The 19,774-nt window shown below is 61.7% G+C and carries 9 protein-coding genes; 8 read left to right on the top strand and 1 reads right to left on the bottom strand.

What is annotated here, in order from left to right:
• Positions 1–27: 27 nt before the first annotated feature.
• A complete protein-coding gene (locus tag ONB52_00675) occupies positions 28–2,310 on the bottom strand; it encodes a GWxTD domain-containing protein (GenBank protein MDZ7414652.1) in 2,283 nt (760 codons plus the stop codon).
• Positions 2,311–2,634: 324 nt separating this feature from the next.
• On the opposite strand from ONB52_00675, the gene rsgA reads away from it, so the two are divergent.
• The 8 genes from rsgA (at position 2,635) to ONB52_00715 (ending at position 19,758) form a co-directional block, all read left to right on the top strand.
• Entirely contained in the window at positions 2,635–3,705 is a 1,071-nt protein-coding gene (gene rsgA, locus ONB52_00680; protein ID MDZ7414653.1) for a ribosome small subunit-dependent GTPase A, read from the top strand.
• Between the two features lie 78 nt (positions 3,706–3,783).
• Positions 3,784–4,362: an HD domain-containing protein gene (locus tag ONB52_00685; protein MDZ7414654.1), complete on the top strand. Its 579-nt coding sequence runs from the start codon at positions 3,784–3,786 to the stop codon at positions 4,360–4,362.
• Positions 4,363–4,541: 179 nt separating this feature from the next.
• On the top strand, positions 4,542–8,243 hold the full coding sequence (locus ONB52_00690) for a CHAT domain-containing protein (GenBank protein ID MDZ7414655.1): 3,702 nt from the start codon (positions 4,542–4,544) through the stop codon (positions 8,241–8,243).
• 69 nt (positions 8,244–8,312) lie between these two features.
• Positions 8,313–9,632, top strand: a complete 1,320-nt coding sequence (locus tag ONB52_00695; protein ID MDZ7414656.1) for a hypothetical protein — start codon at positions 8,313–8,315, stop codon at positions 9,630–9,632.
• A gap of 15 nt (positions 9,633–9,647) precedes the next feature.
• Positions 9,648–11,624, top strand: coding sequence for a tetratricopeptide repeat protein (locus ONB52_00700; GenBank protein MDZ7414657.1), 1,977 nt, complete (start codon positions 9,648–9,650; stop codon positions 11,622–11,624).
• 271 nt (positions 11,625–11,895) lie between these two features.
• Positions 11,896–12,978, top strand: coding sequence for a LacI family transcriptional regulator (locus ONB52_00705; GenBank protein MDZ7414658.1), 1,083 nt, complete (start codon positions 11,896–11,898; stop codon positions 12,976–12,978).
• Between the two features lie 79 nt (positions 12,979–13,057).
• The gene (locus tag ONB52_00710; protein ID MDZ7414659.1) at positions 13,058–16,480 is read left to right on the top strand and encodes a T9SS type A sorting domain-containing protein; all 3,423 of its coding nucleotides are present in this window, start codon (positions 13,058–13,060) and stop codon (positions 16,478–16,480) included.
• A 566-nt stretch (positions 16,481–17,046) separates the two neighbouring features.
• Positions 17,047–19,758 (top strand): TonB-dependent receptor, encoded by a 2,712-nt coding sequence (locus ONB52_00715; GenBank protein ID MDZ7414660.1) that lies wholly within the window; start codon positions 17,047–17,049, stop codon positions 19,756–19,758.
• Positions 19,759–19,774 lie beyond the last annotated feature (16 nt).

Raw genomic sequence — 19,774 nt, forward strand, 5'->3', positions numbered from 1 at the left:
GCGCACTTTCCTCCCGCCCTGCCCTGTTCAATCCAGCCGGATCATGCTCTTCGCTTCGGCGCTGGCGCCGCTGACGCGATCCGTGACTTTCACCGTCAGTTCGTACTCGCCGGGCTTGGCTGCGCTCAAATCCAGGCCGGTTTGCTCGAAGGTGTCACGGCTGTTCGTCTCGCGCTCGAAGGTCAGTGAGATTTTCGTCCGGTCGCCGCCGCCGAACAGGCCGGCAAAACCGCCGGACTTGCCCTTGAGCGCCTGCACGGTGTATTGCAGGAGAAACTGCGCCCGACCCTCTTCATTCAAGGCCAAATTGTAAATCTCAAAATAGAGTTGCACCGGCTGGCTCAGGCTGAATTGCTTGAAAGGGTTGGGCAGCAGCGCCAGGCCATTGCGCACAAACGGGCCGTCACTGCTGGCGGGCGCGACCGCGAAGGCCAGCAGCAGGTCACTCAAAACCAGGCGGTCGCTGTTGTAATCGGGCAGCGCCAGCTCAAAAGTAAAGCCGCCCACCCGGCTGGGCGTGACCTGGTCGAGACGGACATGAAAGGCGACGTGATAGGAATCCGGCGGCGCGCTGAAATGGTGGGCGTCAATGAACAAGCCGCGCGGAAATTGCCGCGGCGAGTCCGGAGGCAGCGCGATTTGCTTGTCCACCCGTTTCAGCTCGTGCCAGTTCCTGTCATGCAACACCGCGCCTTTTTCCAGCAGAATCGGGCCGGCTTCGGCGGGATGATCCCGGGTGATCTGATTCGCGGGAATGGCGTAATAGAGCGCCAGCTCATCGCGGCCGGCGGTGCCCTTGAACACCACCGTCTGGAACGCCATGGCCAGCGGTTCGATTTTCCTGCTCCAGGTATGGCGGTCGCTGTCCAGGCCGGTTTGCACCGCTTTCACGCTCTGCTCGGCCATCTCGTTTTCGTAGGTCAGGCGTTCGCTCTCTCTGGCGTTGAGCAGCCGCATGTAAACCGGCCCCCAATGCAGCCGTTCCGCGAGCATGTCGGGATCCGTGAGGACCGGCGTGAGACGCCAGTTGTTGCCCACCGCGTTGTCGGCAATCACAAAATGGAAGATCAACTCGCCGCGCTCCGGCGTTTTGAAATAGCGCCAGGATTCATTGGGATTCACCCTCTGGCTGACGGAGAGGGCGGTGTCATCCGGCGGGCCCTGGCGGATATAAACCAAACCCTTGTCGTTGAATTCGTGATTGAGAAAATAGACCCGCGTGTATTTGAGATAGCGCGAGCGGTCGGGACTGTTGAACCAGGTGCGGAAGCCATCGAAGGCGTAGTTTTTTTCAGCGTAGCGCAGGCGCCGGTAATGTTCCGCCAGCCGCAGGTTGACCTGGGAGGCCGGCAGCGGATCGCGTTTGACCCACATCTTTTGGAAAAAGGCGCGGTATTCCTCCGGCGTTTGCAACTTGAGATAGGTGTCATACTCGGCGTCGCTGAGGATGTACTTCATGTCCTCGAAAATGAAATCGGCATCGAGTTTCGAACGGATGGAATCCACCGCCTGCCAGAAGAAACTTTGCCCCAGCAGGGCGCGCCCGGTGTTGTAGAATACACGCGCCCGCGACAGGCGCACCGGCTGCAGATTGAGGGTGGCGGGCCGTTCCAGCAGCTCGCGGAAAATCGAGTCCGCCTTCTCCTCCCGGTCCTGCAGGCGGTAGCATTCCCCGATGGCATGGCGGGCATGGTCGTTTTGCCATTGCGCCAGCCAGCGCAGGGCCTCGTCGGTGCTGCGATGATCGAGCAAATAGCGGTACAGGCGAAACAGGCCCACCTGCGGGCCGGGCAGGTCCGGCCGCAGCCGCACCGCCAGATGACCGAGGCGGATTGCCTCCTCATAATCCTCGCGATAGCGCTTGACCAGCGCGAGCTGGTACACCGCGTCCTGAAACAGGGAATCCTGTGCCAGCACCGTGCGCAAATGCTTCTCGGCCTTGTCGAAATCGATCTTCTTCAGCAGCAGCGCCTTGGTGGTGGCCATCTCGCGGTGGCAGATGCCGCGGTAGTAATGTGCGGTGAGATCGTTCGGGTTGCGCTCGAGAATCTTCTCGAAGCGATCGTCGGCCTTGCCCCATTTGCCCCACGCCACTTCGATTTGACCGAGGTGGACAAGGGCTTCACGATTTTGGGGCGACAGCCGCAGCGCGCGCTCGAACGCCTTGTGGGCCTGCTCAAGCTGGTTTTGTGCCAGCAACTCCCGGCCGCGCGCCAGCCAGGTGGCGGCCTCGTCCGGGACGCCGGCGCTGAGTTGCAGCGGCACGAGCAGCAGGAGCAGAGCGGGAAAAGAGTGAATGAAGTTTTTCATGTGCGGCAAGGGAAGAGTCCGGTTGGCGGCGCATGGGCGGCACAGTGGATTTTGACGGGTAATCTGTCACGCCGGCAGCAAGCTAGTGAAACGGCGCTGCAATCGCAAGCACAAAAACGCGACCTGTGCGCCCGCGGAATTCGGCACCGCCCACAATCCAATTGACTATGTTGGCGGGAGTTGATATTTTGCGGCACCCAACTTGGCGAGCGTGAGTTGGGATTTGGCCCGCGCCGCGGGTGGAAGATGCGCAAAGCCCAGCCGCGGAGCGCATATGCGCAGGCGATCGCGACGTTGATTGGTTTCGCAGAGAAAGGTTCACAAGTGCTCGCAACATTCGGCTGGAATGATTTCTTCGAGGCGCAGTTCGCGCCCTATCGCGACAAGGGCTTTGCCGCCGGACGCGTGGCGGTCGCGCATCGCCGCGCCTACCGCCTCTACACCGCACAGGGTGAAATGCCGGCCGAAGCCGCCGGCAAACTGTTCTATGAAGCACAGGGCAGCGGGGATTTGCCGGCGGTCGGCGATTGGGTGGTCGTGCGGCGGTTGCCGGGCGAACACAAGGCGGTCATCCTTGCCGTGTTGCCGCGCAAAAGCAAGTTCTCCCGCAAAGCCGCCGGTGAGCACACCGAAGAGCAGATTGTCGCCGCCAACATCGACACCGTGTTCCTGGTCAGCTCGCTGAATCAGGATTTCAACCTGCGCCGCATCGAGCGCTACCTGGCGCTGGCGTGGGAGAGCGGCGCGCAACCGGTGATCGTGCTCAACAAGGCGGATCTCTGTCCCGAGGTCGGGGCCCGGCTTGCCGATGTTGCGGCCGTGGCACCCGGCGTCGAGGTGCGCGTGGTGAGTGCGGTTACCGGCCAGGGGCTGGCCGGGCTGAAGGAGTACTTGCGCGATCACAAGACCGTGGCGTTTCTGGGCTCCTCCGGTGTCGGCAAATCCTCCCTGATCAACCGCCTGCTGGGCGAGCAGCGCCTGAAAACCCGCGAGATTCGCGCGACCGACGATCGCGGCCGCCACGCCACCTCGCAGCGCGAGCTGATTCTGGTGCCGGGCGGCGGCCTGGTGATCGACACGCCCGGCATGCGCGAACTGCAGTTTTGGGAGGCCGGCGAAGGCCTGCAGGAAGTCTTTGAAGAAATCGAAGCCTTCGCCGCCGGCTGCCGGTTCAACGATTGCCAGCATGAAAACGAGCCGGACTGCGCCGTGCAAGCGGCGCTCGCACGCGGCGAGATCGATCCCGGCCGCCTTGCCAATTTCAAAAAGCTGCAGCAGGAAGTGCAGCTCCTGCAGCGCAAGCAGGATTACCGCGCCCGCCTCCGCGAAAAGTGGCGCCGTAAAACCCTGCACAAGGCCCTGCGCTCGCACCTGAAACAAAAATACCGCGGTTGAATCCGTTCAATCCTGTTGCCACTGTCAACCAGCGTCATCGCAAAGCCGGCCCCGCGCCGGCGCACGGGGATTCCCGCCATGACCAGCAACCCGCTCAATCCGCTGACCCTCATCCAAAAATACTATGATCCCGCCGGCCCGGCGTACCGCCTGCTGGTGGTGCACAGCGTGCTGGTGGCGGCCAAAGCCCTGGCGCTGGCGCGTGCTTACCTGCACCGCCACCCCGGGGCCGCGCTGGACCTCACTTTCATCGAGCAGGCCGCGTGGCTGCACGACATCGGCATCTTGCGCTGCCATGCCCCCGCCCTCCACTGCCACGGCCGCGAGCCCTACATTCGCCACACCATCCTCGGACGGGAGATTCTGGAGCAGGAGGGACTGCCGGCGCATGCCCTGGTGTGCGAGCGCCACACCGGCGCCGGGTTGACCGCCGCGGAAGTGCTGCGGCAGAATCTGCCACTGCCGGTGCGCGATTACCTGCCGCTGAGCCTGGAGGAGAAAATCATCTGCCTGGCTGACCGCTTCTACGTCAAGACGGAACACCTGCTCTATCAGGAATTGACGCTGCCGCAGATCAGGGAAAAACTCGCCAAGCACGGGCCGGCGGTGCTCGCCCGCCTGCAGGAGTTGTGTGATTTGCTGTTGCCGGCCGCGTGAGCAGTGGCATGCGCGCCGCTGCGCGCGCAAGGCCTCGGGCCTTCGCCCGGCGCTTGCATGCGCAGACGCGGTGATGGCATGGTGACCGCAGTATGCCGGCCACCTGAGACATTCCGGGTAACCACGAGCCGGGCGGCTGCTGTGCGGCTTGCCCCCGGCTTGTCAAGCGGGGAGACTTTATGGATTTCAGCGTTCCGATTTTTTTGAAGGCGCTTTTCCACGCCGCTCAAACGGCCGGCCTGCTCGACCTGGTGCAAAAAACCGGCGAGGCCCTCTACGGTCAACTCATACAGGACAAGCTCGGCCCGCTTTTTAAAACCAAATTGGGCCGCTGGATTGAAAACGCGCTGCAGGCTGTCGCTGCGCACCATGCCGTGCCACAGTCGCACTTCATCCTTTGCCTGCTGACCGACCCGACCGTGGCGGATGCCATGGCAAAGCTCGGCAGCGGCGAGCTGCCCACCCGCAGCCTGCTCGTGCCGGTCTTTCAGCGCCTGCTCCCCGGCGCCGATGCCGCGCTGGCCACCGACCGCTTCGTGGAAAAACTCTACGACGGCCTCAGCCGCGATCAGGAGCTGGTCAATCACGCGCTGCTGCTGCTCTCCGAAAAAGAGGCCGAACGCCACCAAACCCTGCTGCGCATGCTGCAAACGATCTCGCAGCAATTGCAGCAACCGCAAACCGCGCCGGCCCCGCCGCTGCCGGCCATTCCCACCACTCGCCTTGCCCTGGTTTTCTCGCGCGCGGCCGACGGCCAGTTCTCCGTCGCCCTGCAGCGCGGCGAAGAAATGCTCGTGCCGCCGCAGTCCGCAACCTTGCCGGCCGGCTTCGAGTTCACCCATGAAGACTATCTCAAAGCCCTCGCCGCCGGCGTCACCCGCGGCTGGACCATGCCCATGGCCTCGCGTGAGCAACTGCTCGACCGCCTCGGCCGCCAGCTCGCTGAATTTCTGCTCCCCGGCGAAATCGGCAAGAAAGTTCACGATACCATTGATGAGGCCCAGCGTCGCAACGAGCGCGTCGAAATCACTTTCCGTGCCAGCGATCCGAAAGTGCTTTCCCTGCCTATTGAAGCCACCCACGACCCGGTGATCAACCTGCCGCTTGTGCTTTATCCGCACGTGGCGGTGAGCCGTTCTCTCATCGACACTGCGGCCAAACCGGCAACCAGCATCCCCGGGCCCCTGCGCCTGCTCGTGCTCATCGCCAGCCCGGACGAGGAGAAAACCCAGGAGCCGCTGCTCGACCTCGAGGCCGAGCTGCGCACCATCCTCGACGCCGTGGACCATGCCAGTCACGGCGGCAACTGCATCGTCGAAATTCTCGAAGAAGGCAGTCTCGAAAATCTCAGTGCCAAATTGGAGGCCGAGCCGTCTCATGTCCTCCACATTTCCTGTCACGGCCGGCCCGGCATTTTGATTTTTGAAGATCGCGACGGCAACCCCGTGGCAGTGACCCCGCAAAAACTGGCGGACACCATTGCCGCCACCGGCCACCCGCATGTGCCGCTCATTGTGCTCGCCTCGTGTTTGACCGGCGTGGCGGCGAAAGACGGCGAAGCCGATCTCGGCAGCTTCGCGGCGCAGTTGCTGCAGCGCGGCTTTCCCGCGGTGGTGGCGATGCAGCATCCGGTGAGCGACGCTTACGCCACCGCCCTCGCCGGTTATCTCTACCAACATCTCGCCGACGACGAAGTGCCCTCGCCGCTGTGGGCGTTGAGCAAGGCGCGACGACAGGTGGAGTTGGAAAGGCAGCAAGGGGCAAGTGGCAAGGGGCAAGGGACAAATGGCAAGGAGCAAGGGGCAAATGGCAAGGGGCAGGAGCCGGAGTATGCCACGCCCGCGCTGTATCTTGGCGGAGAAGACATGCCGCTGTTCGACCGCCGCCAGCCGTTTGACCGTATTCGCCCGCAGCCGCAGCTCTTTGCTGTGCCCGGGCTGTGCCTGCGCCGTGTCGGTGACTTCATTGGCCGGAGGCGGCAGCAGCGCCAACTCCGGCGTGCCTTGGCGGACAACAAAAAAATCGGCGCCCTCATCACCGGCATGGGCGGCGTCGGCAAAAGCGCGCTCGCGGCGCACCTCGTCGAAAATCTCGTCAAAGAAGGCTGGCTGGCGGTCACGGTGGTGGGCCGCACCAACGAAACCGAAATTTGCCATGAAGTGGGCAACCAGCTTTGGAGCTTCGCCGAGCAGAGGCAATTGCCGCATGACCACGAGCTGCGCCGCCGCGCCACGCCGCTGCGCGCGGTTTATGAAATCACCGATGAACAGCGCCGCTCTGCGCTCTGGCTGGCTTTGCAGCATTGGCCCGTGCTCCTGCTGCTCGATAATTTTGAAGACAACCTCGAAAAAGACTGCCAAACGTTGCGCGATCCGGAGTTGGAAGGCTTTCTGCAAAAGCTCGCGGAATTGCCGCTCCGGGCCCGGCTGCTCCTCACCTGCCGCTACCCCGTGCCCGCGTTGAAATATGCGCTCACGGAAATCCCCCTCGGCCCGCTCTCGGTGCAGGAAATGCGCAAGCTGCTGCTGCGGCTGCCCCATCTCAATGCCCTGGCCGGTGAAGAGCGGCTGGCGGTTTACCGCAAAGTCGGCGGTCACCCGCGCCTGCTGGAATTTCTCGATGCCCTGCTTGGCGGCGGCGTGGCGCGCTTTCCCGACGTCAGCAGGAAACTGGCGGCCAAGCTGGCCGAGCTGAATATTGCTGCCGAGGCCCTGCCGGAAACGCTGGACGAGGCTTTGCAAGCCGCGGTGGCGGCCGGCTGCCGCGATATTTTGCTCAACGAACTGATCGCCTTGGCGCAGCAACAATCGGCAGACTGGGACTTGCTGCTCGGCACGACGGTTTACGAGCAGCCGGTGGATTTGACCGGCCTGGCGTTTCAGCGCTTTGGCCGGCCGGCGCGCACCAATGAGCACAGGCCGCTGGCCGCCAGCGCCAGCCGCCTGGCCAATCTTTCTCTGCTCTCGGTGGTGGACCATGAGCTTTATTTTGTGCACCGCTGGACCGCCGGCCCGTTGTTGCAGCACGCCACGCCGGCGCAGCAGCGCCACCTGCACCAACGCGCCGCGGATTATTGGCAATGGCGCGTGCAAAACCAAACCCACAATATTCACGAAGCGATTTTGGGCGTGCGCCATTTGCTGCAGGCGGAGAATGTTGACGCGGCTTTTGGGGAAGGATCAGACATTCTTGTGAAATTGATGAAGTGGGGTCATTACAGCGAGGCCGCCAGCCTCAACCGTGAGATGCTGGCATGTTTTCCGGCAACTCATTCGGCTTATCCACGCTTGTCAAGCAATCTGGGGGATTTGATGATGGGGTTGGGCGAAACCGAGGCGGCGCGGCAGTATTATGAGAAAGCTTTGGAGATTCGGGCGAAACTGGCGGCCCAGGAGCCCAATCGGGCGGACTACGCCCGCGACCTGTCGGTGAGTTATGAACGGATGGGGGATTTGTTGAGAAGCCTCGGCGAGGGCTCTGCGGCGCGGCAGTATTATGAGAAAGCTCTCGAGATTGCGGCGAAACTGGCGGCCCAGGAGCCCAATCGGGCGGACTACGCCCGCGACCTGTCGGTGAGTTATGAACGGATGGGGGATTTGTTGAGAAGCCTCGGCGAGGGCTCTGCGGCGCGGCAGTATTATGAGAAAGCTTTGGACATTCGGTTGAAACTGGCGGCCCAGGAGCCCAACCTGCTCGAACGCCAACTCGATCTCGTCGTCAGTTTTTACAAACTCGGCCTCATTTCTCCCCCGCCGGTAAAACGGGACTACCTCAACCGCGGGCTGCAGATTCTGCGCGCCCTGCAAAAAAACGGCAAACTCCCGCCCGCCAACGCCGGCTGGCTCGCCATCATGGAACAGGAGCTGGCACAGACCAAATAGTATTTGCCAATTTTTTCGTGAGGGATTTATTATTAAAACAGCCGAACTCCAAATTTTAGAGAAGAACCCATGTCAACCTCTTTTCAGCCAGCACAGAATATCGATGAGGCCTATCACGCCTGCCATCCGGAAATCCCTTTGGAGCCGAATGACAGCCGTTATGTCGATCTCACGGCAGTGCGCGGCGGCCAAAATTTGGCGGCCATGATCTCCCGGCGCATTCGCCGCACGCCGTTTCCGCAATTTCACAAACAATTGATTACTGGCCACCGCGGTTGTGGCAAATCCACGGAACTCAAACAACTGCAGGCGAAATTGCGGGAAGAAAAACTATTTGCGGTCTATTTTGATGTGGAAAACGTTCTGGACCTGGGCGACCTCAATTACCTCGATGTTTTGGTGGCGATGGCGCGGGCAATAACGGAAGCGGTGTCAGAAGCAAAGCTCAAAATTCCCCAGACACTGCTGCAAAACCTGGACAAGTGGTTTGCCGAAAGAATTCTCACGCACGAAAGCATGCGCGACATCGAAGGGGCGCTCAAAACCGAATTTGCTGTTGAGCCAGCCGTACCCTTGCTCACCCGCATCTTGCTGGCATTTACCGGCCAGATCCGCAGTGGCAGCTCGCGCAAGCTGGAAATCCGCCAGACCCTGGAAAAAGAGCTGCGGGTCTTTCTGCAGCGTTTGAACGAACTGGTGGATGCCGTGCAGGTGAAGTTGCAACGTCAGGGCTGGCAAGGGCTGGTGGTGATTGTCGATGGCCTGGAAAAGATGCATTACAAAATCCTGCCGGAAGGACAAAGCAGTCATTCCCTTCTTTTTGCCGAGCATGCGGAGCAACTGAAGGCGCCGCACTGCCACATCATTTACACCGTTCCGATCTCCCTGCTCTTCAACATGAATCTTGGCGATGCGTTTGCCGAAACCGACGTGATTCCCATGGTCAAGATCAACGAGCCGGATGGCCTCACCCCGTGCCAGGCCGGTCGCCAGGCTTTGCAAACCGTCGTTGCCAGGCGTGTGCAGGTTGAATCCATCTTTGTCAATTCTGACATCGTCATGCAACTCATCGAGGCCAGCGGCGGCTCGGTGCGCGATCTGTTGCGCCTGCTGCGGTTTGCCTGCGATGAATCCGACACCCAAATCAGTCCTGAGCAAGCCGAAAGCGCCATTCGCCGGCTGGTGCGCGAATATGACCGTTTGGTGAAAGATGATGACCTGGGGCTCTTGACCAAAATCAGCCAGGCGCGGCGCGTCTCAGGTGATGAAGCTTCCGGCCGGCTTTTGCATCACCGTTTGGTATTGGAATACGTCAATGGCGAGCGCTGGGCCGATTTGCACCCGGCGGTGCGCCTGAGCCCGCGCGTGCAGCAGGCAATACACCCATAAATTCATGGCACCACAATGACTGAAAAGCTGCAAAAAGCTGCCGCCATATTCGAGCCCATCACGCCAGCCCAAGAAGCCGTCGAGACCGGGTTCGAGGAGATTTTGGAATCGCCGGATTTTCGGCGTTTGCTTCGTGCCTTGAAAAGAGCGCAGGGCTTTGCGCTTTATTTCGTGCGTTGTAACTTGCCGGTTTACCGGCTGGAATTGATGGCGCGGCTGCGGGCCATTGTTGGCCGACCGGTGATCGACGTCGAATTGCCCGACGATTTTGGCTTTTTATCGGCACTCGAACAAGCAGCGCACGCTTCACCTCCGGATGCGATCTTGTTCATCACCGGCCTGGAAAGACTCGTGCCCTCCCATGACCCCCAGAAGCGCCACCAGGCTTTGGATATTCTCAATTGGCAGCGTGGACGCCTGCAGCGGCTGCATCGCCCCCTGATTTTTTGGATACCGGAGTCCATTGTTCGATTTTTGGCCGAGGGGGCGCCGGATTTTTGGGACTGGCACAGCGGCCTCTATGAGTTTGCGATCCCCTCACCCCTGCGTGATACCCTGTTTGAGAAGACGGTGAAAACCAGAGAACTGCCGGAAGAAAACCTCAGTGAGTCGGAACGACACGAGCGCCTCGCGTTGCTTCACAGTCTGCTGGAAGAATATGCCACGGGAAATTCTCCGGCAGAACTTCTGGCACGCGGCCGTATTGCCTACAAACTGGGGATTCTTTATGAGATTGCCGGTCAAAGTGGAGATGCCCGGAGATACTATGAACAAGCACGAGATGCTTTTGAGGACGCTGGCGATGAAAGCGAAAAGGCTCGCGCTTATAGGGCACTCGGCGATATTTGGGTTGACTATGGCAATTCTCAGGCGGCGCGGCAGTATTATGAGAAAGCTTTGGACATTCGGGCGAAACTGGCGGCCCAGGAGCCCAATCGGGCGGACTACGCCCGCGACCTGTCGGTGAGTTACAGTAAGATGGGGGATTTGTTGAGAAGCCTCGGCGAGGGCTCTGCGGCGCGGCAGTATTATGAGAAAGCTTTGGACATTCGGTTGAAACTGGCGGCCCAGGAGCCCAATCAGGCGGACTACGCCCGCGACCTGTCGGAGAGCTATGAACGGATGGGGGATTTGTTGAGCAGCCTCGGCGAGGGCTCTGCGGCGCGGCAGTATTATGAGAAAGCTCTCGAGATTGCAGCGAAACTGGCGGCTGCGGAGCCGAATCGGGCGGACTACGCCCGCGACCTGTCGGTGAGTTACAATAAGATGGGGGATTTGTTGATCAGCCTCGGCGAGGGCTCTGCGGCGCGGCAGTATTATGAGAAAGCTTTGGAGATTCGGGCGAAACTGGCGGCCCAGGAGCCCAATCGGGCGGACTACGCCCACGACCTGTCGGTGAGTTACAATAAAATGGGGGATTTGTTGAGAAGCCTCGGCGAGGGCACTGCGGCGCGGCAGTATTATGAGAAATCTTTGGATATTCGGTTGAAACTGGCGCAGGCGGGGCCCAATCGGGCGGACTACGCCCGCGACCTGTCGGTGAGTTACAATAACATGGGGGATTTGTTGAGAAGCCTCGGCGAGGGCTCTGCGGCGCGGCAGTATTATGAAAAAGATTTGGAAATCGCGGCGAAACTGGCGGCCCAGGAGCCCAATCGGGCGGACTACGCCCGCGACCTGTCGGTGAGTTACAGTAAGATGGGGGATTTGTTGAGAAGCCTCGGCGAGGGCTCTGCGGCGCGGCAGTATTATGAGAAAGCTTTGGACATTCGGTTGAAACTGGCGGCCCAGGAGCCCAATCTCCTTGAACCCCAGCTCGATCTCGTGGTCAGCTTTTACAAACTCGGCCTCATTTCTCCCCCGCCGGTAAAACGGGACTACCTCAACCGCGGGCTGCAGATTCTGCGCGCCCTGCAAAAAAACGGCAAACTCCCGCCCGCCAACGCCGGCTGGCTCGCCATCATGGAACAGGAGCTGGCACAGACCAAATAGCGAAAGGGCGAAGTCCGACTTGGGCAGCAGATTTTGCGAAATTTAAAAACGCGCCGCGCCCGAGTCGGACTTCACTCATGTCCAAAAGATTTTTTGCACCGTGCAATTTCCGCTTGACATTTTCATTTTTCGGGTTATCATGTAACCGTTTACATTTCAGCGCGACTTGCCCCCCGCCCGGGGGGGCGGAAAAATGTAAGCGTTTACAGCAAGCCGGTAGTCCGGCATTCCCGCGGCTGTTTCCGGCTGTACCGAAGGGAAAATCGCCGTCATGAGCGTGACCATCCGAGAGGTCGCCAGGAAAGCGGGCGTTTCCACCGCCACGGTCTCGCGCGTGTTCAACCACGCGCCGGCGGTGGACGCGGACACGCGCCGCCATGTGCTGGCGGTGGCGCGCCGGCTGCATTACACCCCCCATGCCGCCGGCCGCAGTCTGAGCATGAAACGCACCGACGCCATCGGCCTGCTGCTGCCCGACGTCTACGGGGAGTTCTTCTCCGAAGTCATCCGCGGCGCCGATCAGGCGGCGCAGCAGAACCGCTACCATCTGCTGGTCTCCAGCTCGCACACCACGCGCGAGGCCCTGGCCGGCGCGCTGCAGGTGATGCGCGGCCGCGTCGACGGCCTGATCATCATGTCCCCCCACATCGACGCACAAACGCTCAAGAACAACCTGCCCAGGACCCTGCCGGTGGTTCTGCTCAATTGCAACGTGGCGGATGTCAGTTTCGACTCCTTCAACATCGACAATTTCCACGGGGCCTACGAGATGGTGCGCCATCTGCTCGGCCACGGCTTTCAGCGCATCGCCATCATCAAGGGCACGGAGCACAATCTCGATGCCGAAGAGCGTCTGCGCGGCTACTGCCAGGCGCTCGGCGACGGCGGCGCGGCCTGCGCCGGGGAACTGGTGGTGCCGGGCAATTTTTCCGAAGCCTCCGGTTACGAGGCGGCACGCCGCCTCATGACGCTCAGCCCGCGGCCGGATGCCATCTTTGCTTCGAACGATTCCATGGCACTGGGCGCACTCAGCGCCCTGCGCGAGATGGGCGTGCGGGTGCCGGAGGATATCGCACTGGCCGGCTTCGACGACATTCCGCTGGCGCGCTATCTCTCGCCCGCGCTGACCTCGGTGCATGTTCCCATCAGTGAGCTGGGCGCGCAGGCGATCCACCGCCTGTTTCAGGTCTTGCAGAAAAAGAGCCGCTACCCCAGGCAGCGTGCCATCATTCCCACGCGGCTGGTGCTGCGGGAATCGTGCGGCTGCCCGCGGACCGCGCGGCCGGTGCCGGCTGAGGAGGCCGGCCGCGCGGCGGCTGCGCCCGGCGTGCCGTCCCCTTCGCCTGCAAGCTGAACCGGTTTCCCAACCGTTTCTCATACGTACGCAGCCAAGGCAATCCCACTTCAATCCAAACAAAAGGAGGTCTGCGGTCATGAAGCCCAAAATATTTGTTGCGCGCTTTAGCCTTCTGCTCCTGCTGGCGGCGCTGCCCGTGCTGGCGCAGCCAACCAACCGGCCGGATGTGGTGTGGGCCCGCTCCACCGCCGGCGCCGCCCTCACGCTCGACGGCAAACTCGATGAGGCCGCCTGGAGCAAGGCCGAGGCGATCCAGGTGCAATATCCCACCAGCACCGCGTTGATCCCCGGCAGCGGCTGGAAGGATGAGGGCGGGGTGACGGCCAGCGATCCCACCGACGCCACCATCAAATTCCTGGTGCAGGACAACTGGCTGTGGCTGGGCATCACCTGCAAGGACAAGTCGATCGGCGGCAAGCTGTTCAACCAGTTCGACGGCTTTTTGATGAATATTCGCGATCATTCCAAGGCCAGCCGGCCGGCGCCGCATTTCGAGGTTTTCTATGCCTGGCTGGCGGAGCCGTGGGCGGATCCCACCACCGGTTTGGTGGGCGCTTCGCCGGGTTACTTTGGCAGCGAGGGCGGGCCGCGCGATGCGGTGAAGTCGCAGATCTGGAACGCCGCCACCACGGTGGTGGGTCTGACCAACTCGGATTCGATCCTGGACGAGAGCTACACGTCCGAGATAGCGATCAACCTGACGCCGCGCGGCTATGACGTGACCCGGGCGGCGGGAGACATCGTGGAGCTGAACATTTCGATTTATGATGCCGACTGGCAGTGGCCGTTCGACGCTGCGAAGTTCAGCAGCAACCGCACCTGGCTGCAGGGGCCATGGGGCAATGCCAACTGGTTCAACGTGCTGCGCATTTATGCCCGGCCGGACGTGACCATCAACTCCGGCGCCGTGCCGCAGGTGGGTGCCGATGTCATCATTCCCAATGCCGCGCTGCATGCCGACCCCGCCATCGACGGCAAGCTGGATGAAGTCGCCTGGGAGAAGGCGCCGGGTCTCGATCTGCGCTTCGGCGACCAGGCGCTGCGCGACTCCTACTCCGGCATCGCGCCCTATCGCAGCGGCGAATTTCAGCCGGAGATCAACGGCATCCGCGCCGCGGTGCTGGATCCGGCGGACGCCACGATCAAATGGTTCTTCAAGGGCGACATGCTTTACCTGGGGGTGGACGTGCGCGACCAGGCGGTGTGGGGCAACCGCAACTTCGACCAGTGGGACGGCATCCGCTTCATCATCAATGACCGCAGCGCGCTCGATGAGGACAACCACGTGATGCAGCGCCGCGAGATCACGGTGCATATCGATTCCAGCGGCGCGTTGGTTCCGGATGGCCACCTGCGCGTGCTGCTGAGTGACAGCGTCAAGGGCGCGCAAGTGGCGTATCGCTTGAAGCCCAATTCCACCCTCAACGATTTCGTGCCGGACGAGGGCTACTGGATCGAGATGGCCATCGACCTGACCAAGATTGGCTATCCTGCGGGCCGCGGTGACGGCGCGCTGTTCCTCAGTGCCACGCTGTTCGACGGCGACAATTTTGCCAACCCGGCGGACAACTACGGCAACCGCGTGTGGTGGATGCGCGAGCGTGAAATCGACGCGGCGCCCGCCTGGGGCTACATGGATCCCAATACCCTGCTGCCGGTGGTGGAACCGCCGCTCAACACCACCAGCCGGTTGGATGCCGTGTGGGCGCTTTCCACCGCCGGTGCCGCGCTCACGCTCGACGGCAAACTCGATGAGGCCGCCTGGAGCAAGGCCCAGACGGTGAGCGTGAAGTATCCGCAATCCACGGCCATCATCCCCGGCAGCGGCTGGAAGGATGAGGGCGGGGTGACGACCAGCGATCCCACCGACGCCACCATCAAATTCCTGGTGCAGGACAACTGGCTGTGGCTGGGCATCACCTGCAAGGACAAGTCGATCGGCGGCAAGCTGTTCAACCAGTTCGACGGCTTTTTGATGAATATTCGCGATCATTCCAAGGCCAGCCGGCCGGCGCCGCATTTCGAGGTTTTCTATGCCTGGCTGGCGGAGCCGTGGGCGGATCCCACCACCGGTTTGGTGGGCGCCTCGCCGGGTTACTTTGGCAGCGAGGGCGGGCCGCGCGATGCGGTGAAGTCGCAGATTTGGAACGCCGCCACCACGGTGGTGGGTCTGACCAACTCGGATTCGATCCTGGACGAGAGCTACACGTCCGAGATAGCGATCAACCTGACGCCGCGCGGCTATGACGTGACCCGGGCGGCGGGAGACATCGTGGAGCTGAACATTTCGATTTATGATGCCGACTGGCAGTGGCCGTTCGACGCTGCGAAGTTCAGCAGCAACCGCACCTGGCTGCAGGGGCCGTGGGGCAATGCCAACTGGTTCAACGTGCTGCGCATTCACGCCCGGCCGGATGTGACGATCAATTCCACCACCCTGCCGGCCATCGGGCCGGAGGTCGTCATTCCCAATGCCGGCAACAATCCGGCACCGGCAATTGACGGCAGACTCGAGGAAGGCATATGGCAGAAGGTGCCGGGGCTGGATTTGCGCTACGGCGACGGCGCGCTGCGGGATTCCTATTCCAGTGTCGGGCCCTATCGCAGCGGCGAATTTCAGCCGGAGATCAACGGCATCCGCGCCGCGGTGCTGGATCCGGCGGACGCCACGATCAAATGGTTCTTCAAGGGCGACATGCTTTACCTGGGGGTGGACGTACGCGACCAGGCGGTGTGGGGCAACCGCAACTTCGACCAGTGGGACGGCATCCGCTTCATCATCAATGACCGTTCCGCGTTGGACAGCGACAATCATGTGCTGCTGCGCCGCAACCTGGAAGTCCACATCGACTCCAGCGGGGCGCTGCTCGCCACCGGCGATTTGGTGAATTTGCTGGCCACGGGCGGTGCGCAAGTGGCGTATGCCCTGAAACCCAACACCACGCTCAACAACTTCAACGATGTGGATGAAGGGTACTGGATCGAGATGGCGCTCGATCTGACCAAGTTCGGTTATCCCACCGGCCTGGGCGACGGCGTGTTGTTCCTCAGTGCCACGCTGTTCGACGGCGATAATTTTGCCAACCCGGCGGACAACTACGGCAACCGCGTGTGGTGGATGCGCGAGCGTGAAATCGACGCGGCGCCCGCCTGGGCTCTGATGGACAAGGGCACGGTGGTGAGCGTGGCGGATCGCGGCACCGGCGGCGTGCCGGATGTCTTCACGCTGTACGGCAATTATCCGAATCCCTTCAATCCCACCACCACCATCAGCTACGGCATGCCGGCCGACGGGCTGGTGACGCTGAGGGTGTATGATCTGCTCGGCCGCAGTGTGATGGTCAGGCCTCTCGGCCTGCAATCTGCCGGCCGGCACGAGATCCTGGTGGATGCCGGCAAGCTGAAGTCGGGCATCTACTTCTACCGGCTGGAGATGACCGCGCGTGGCAGCAACCAGACGGCGCGCACGCTCTATGGCCGCATGATGTTGCTGAAGTGATCTCCGTCGATTCGAGCCGTCCGGGCGGCAGCGGCATGCCGCTGCCGCCCGGACGGCAAAACCAGAGCGGCAGGCGTTTGCCGGGAAAGCCCGGCGTGTGGTCCGCGGATTCAGCACGCCGTGTCATCGTTACGCCGGCAGGTATTGTCCTGGCAGCAGCGGCGACATCACCGCATTTTCTCTCCCACGAAAATACACTCCCACGAAAAAGCTTTTTGTGGAACTTCACTTTTTCATGGGCGAAGCATTTTCCCGAAAGATGGTTTTCCGTGGGACTTCATTTCCGTGGCAGGGTTTTGGGGGGCTGCTGCCAGCGCCGCCCCCGCCTGTCGTGCCACCGGGGCGGAAGGTTATTCGACAGAACAAATCAAGAGACTTTTCCCGTGACGCGCGGCAGCACCGAAAGCTCCCGCGCGCGGCCCCGGGGAAGCCCTGACGCGGCCGGCAGGCAGCATCCCCGGGGGACAGACCATTTCACAACTGGCAAGTCATTCCTCTCCGAAAATATAAAGAACTATGAAGCAGCAATTTCTCCGGCGTTGAACCCTAGCTGTGGGAGACAAGACATGTTCCTGCGATCCGCAAGAGCATTTTTCGCCGCCAGCCGGGAGCATGAAGGCCCGGCATTGGACAGCACGAACCGCGGGCGCACAGCCGGTTTCGGCCGGCTGACGGTTGTGCTTGCGCTGCTGCTGTTGGGCGCCGTGGCGCAGGCCGGCACCACCGGCAAGCTCGCCGGCCGCGTGCTCGACAGGCAAGGCCAGCCCCTGCCGGGCGCCAATGTCATCATCATCGGCACCACGCTGGGTGCTGCTGCCGACGGCCAGGGATACTACAACATCCTCAACATCCCGCCCGGCAGCTATCGGGTGCAGTTCAGCGTCATCGGCTATCAAACTCTGGTGATGACAAACGTGCTGATCACCTCCAACAACACCACCACGCTGAATGCCGCGCTCGCAGAGGAGGCGCTCACCGGGGAGGAAGTGGTGGTGGTGGCGAAACGGCCGGTGGTGGACGTCAATCTCACCAGTTCGGTTGCGACGGTGACCACCGAGAATCTCGCCACCTTGCCGGTGCAGGATTTGAATGATGTGGTCAATCTCCAGGCGGGCGTGGTGGACGGCCACTTTCGGGGCGGCCGGCTGGGCGAGGTGCAATATCAAATCAACGGCGTGAGTGTGAACAATCCCTATGACAACAGCTCGACGCTGCGCATCGACCGCTCGCTGCTGCAGGAGGTGCAGGTCATCAGCGGCACCTTCGACGCGGAATACGGTCAGGCAATGAGCGGCGTGGTCAATGCCGTGCTCAAAAGCGGTTCGGAAAATTACCGCTGGAGTGGCGAGGCCTATTTGAGCGATTTCGTCTTTGCCAGCGGACCGCGCCGCAACGTGCAGGACCGGCTGCGGCCGCTGGCGCAGCAAAACTATCAACTGAGCGTGAGCGGCCCGGCGCCACTGCCCAAAACCTACTTTATTGTGAGCGGCCGGCGTTATGTCAGCGACGGCTATGTGTTCGGCACCCGTTTGTTCCAGCCCACCGATCGCGCCGATTTCGAGGCCAAGGTGTTCACGCCCGGCGGCGACGGCAAAGAAGTGCCGCTGGAATACACCCGGGAATGGTCGGGCCTGGTGAAGCTCACCAACCGCGCGCTGCCCGGCATCGAGCTGTCGTATCAGGCGATTGGCAACTGGGTCGATGCCAAGCGCTACAATTTCTTTTTCCGCCTGAATCCCGAGGGCGCGGCCACCCAGCGCACCGCCTCGCTGGTGCACGGCTTCGACTGGACACACACGCTTTCGAAGAGCACCTACTACAACCTGAGTCTGCGGCAGAATCTGTTCGACTACCATGACTATCGTTATGCTGACGTGTTCGACCCGCGCTACGATGCCGCCGGGCCGGCGCAGGGTGACGTCAATTTCTATCTCGGCTCGGCGGTGCAGGGGGTGGATTTCACGCGCTTCGTGCAGCGCACCAACAGCTATGTGCTGAAAGCCGCCCTCACCAGCCAGGTGCGGCGCGATCATCTGCTCAAATTTGGGGCGGAAGTGCAATACTCCGATTTGAAATTCGGCACGCCCGGCCATCTCGTCAGCCCGGGCGGCACGCTGGTGGTGCGCCATGTCAACGAGCCGCCGGATTATCCCGACCCGCAAAAGTATCATCCGATTTCGCTGGCGGCCTACGCGCAGGATCAAATCGAGTGGAATGACCTGATTGTGCGCGCCGGCGCACGCTTCGAGTATTTTGACGCGCGCGCCACCCTCCCCAGCGATTTGCAAAATCCGGCGAATGCCATTCAAGGCGCGCCGCGCTCCGTCCCCAAACCCACCAGCCGGAAAATATCGCTGGCCCCGCGCCTGGGCGTGTCCTACCCGATCACCACCACCGCCGCCCTGTTCTTTGCCTACGGCCATTTCTATCAATTCCCGGGGCTGGGGCAAATTTTCGCCAACTCCAACTACCAGGTGCTGGATGAACTGCAGGCGGGCGGAATCAGCTATGGCGTGCTCGGCAATCCGGACATCAAGCCCGAGCGCACGGTGCAGTATGAATTCGGCTACAAGCACGCCATCACCGAATTCCTCGGGCTGGATTTCAGCGTGTTCTACAAGGACATTCGCGATTTGCTGGGCGTGGAGTTCGTTTCGACCTATGCTGCGGCGGAATATGCCCGCCTGACCAATGTCGATTTCGGCAGTGTGCTGGGCTTCACCCTGTCTTTGGATCAACGCCGTCTCGGCCCGGTGAGCACGATGCTGGATTACACCTGGCAGCGTGCGATGGGCAATTCCAGCGATCCGCGCGAGACCGCCACACGCGCGGCGGCCGGCGAAGACCCGCGGCCGCGGCAGGTGCCGCTCAACTGGGATCAGCGCCACACCCTCAATACCACCATCACGCTCGATCAGCCGCGCCACTACGCGCTCAGCACCGTGATTCGCTTCGGCAGCGGCCAGCCCTACACCCCCGAGATCGGCTCCGGCTTCGGTGCCGATCTGGAAGCCAACTCCGGCCGCAAGCCCGCGTTCGTGCTGGTGGATCTGCGCGCGGAGAAGTTTTTTCGCCTGGCCAATTTGGACTGCAGCGTGTTCGGCCGCGTTTTCAACCTGCTGGATGCGCGCTTTTCCAACGGCTTCGTGTTCAGCAACACCGGCAGCCCTGATTATTCCCTCAATCCGGTGGCCGATCGCGTGACGCTGGCGAATCCGCAGCGCTATTATCCGCCACGGCGCATCGAACTGGGGCTGACGGTGAATGCCGGGCTGTGAATTCGATGGCTAAGGA

It is taken from the genome of candidate division KSB1 bacterium, assembly GCA_034506255.1.
Taxonomy (GTDB): domain Bacteria; phylum Zhuqueibacterota; class Zhuqueibacteria; order Zhuqueibacterales; family Zhuqueibacteraceae; genus Coneutiohabitans; species Coneutiohabitans thermophilus.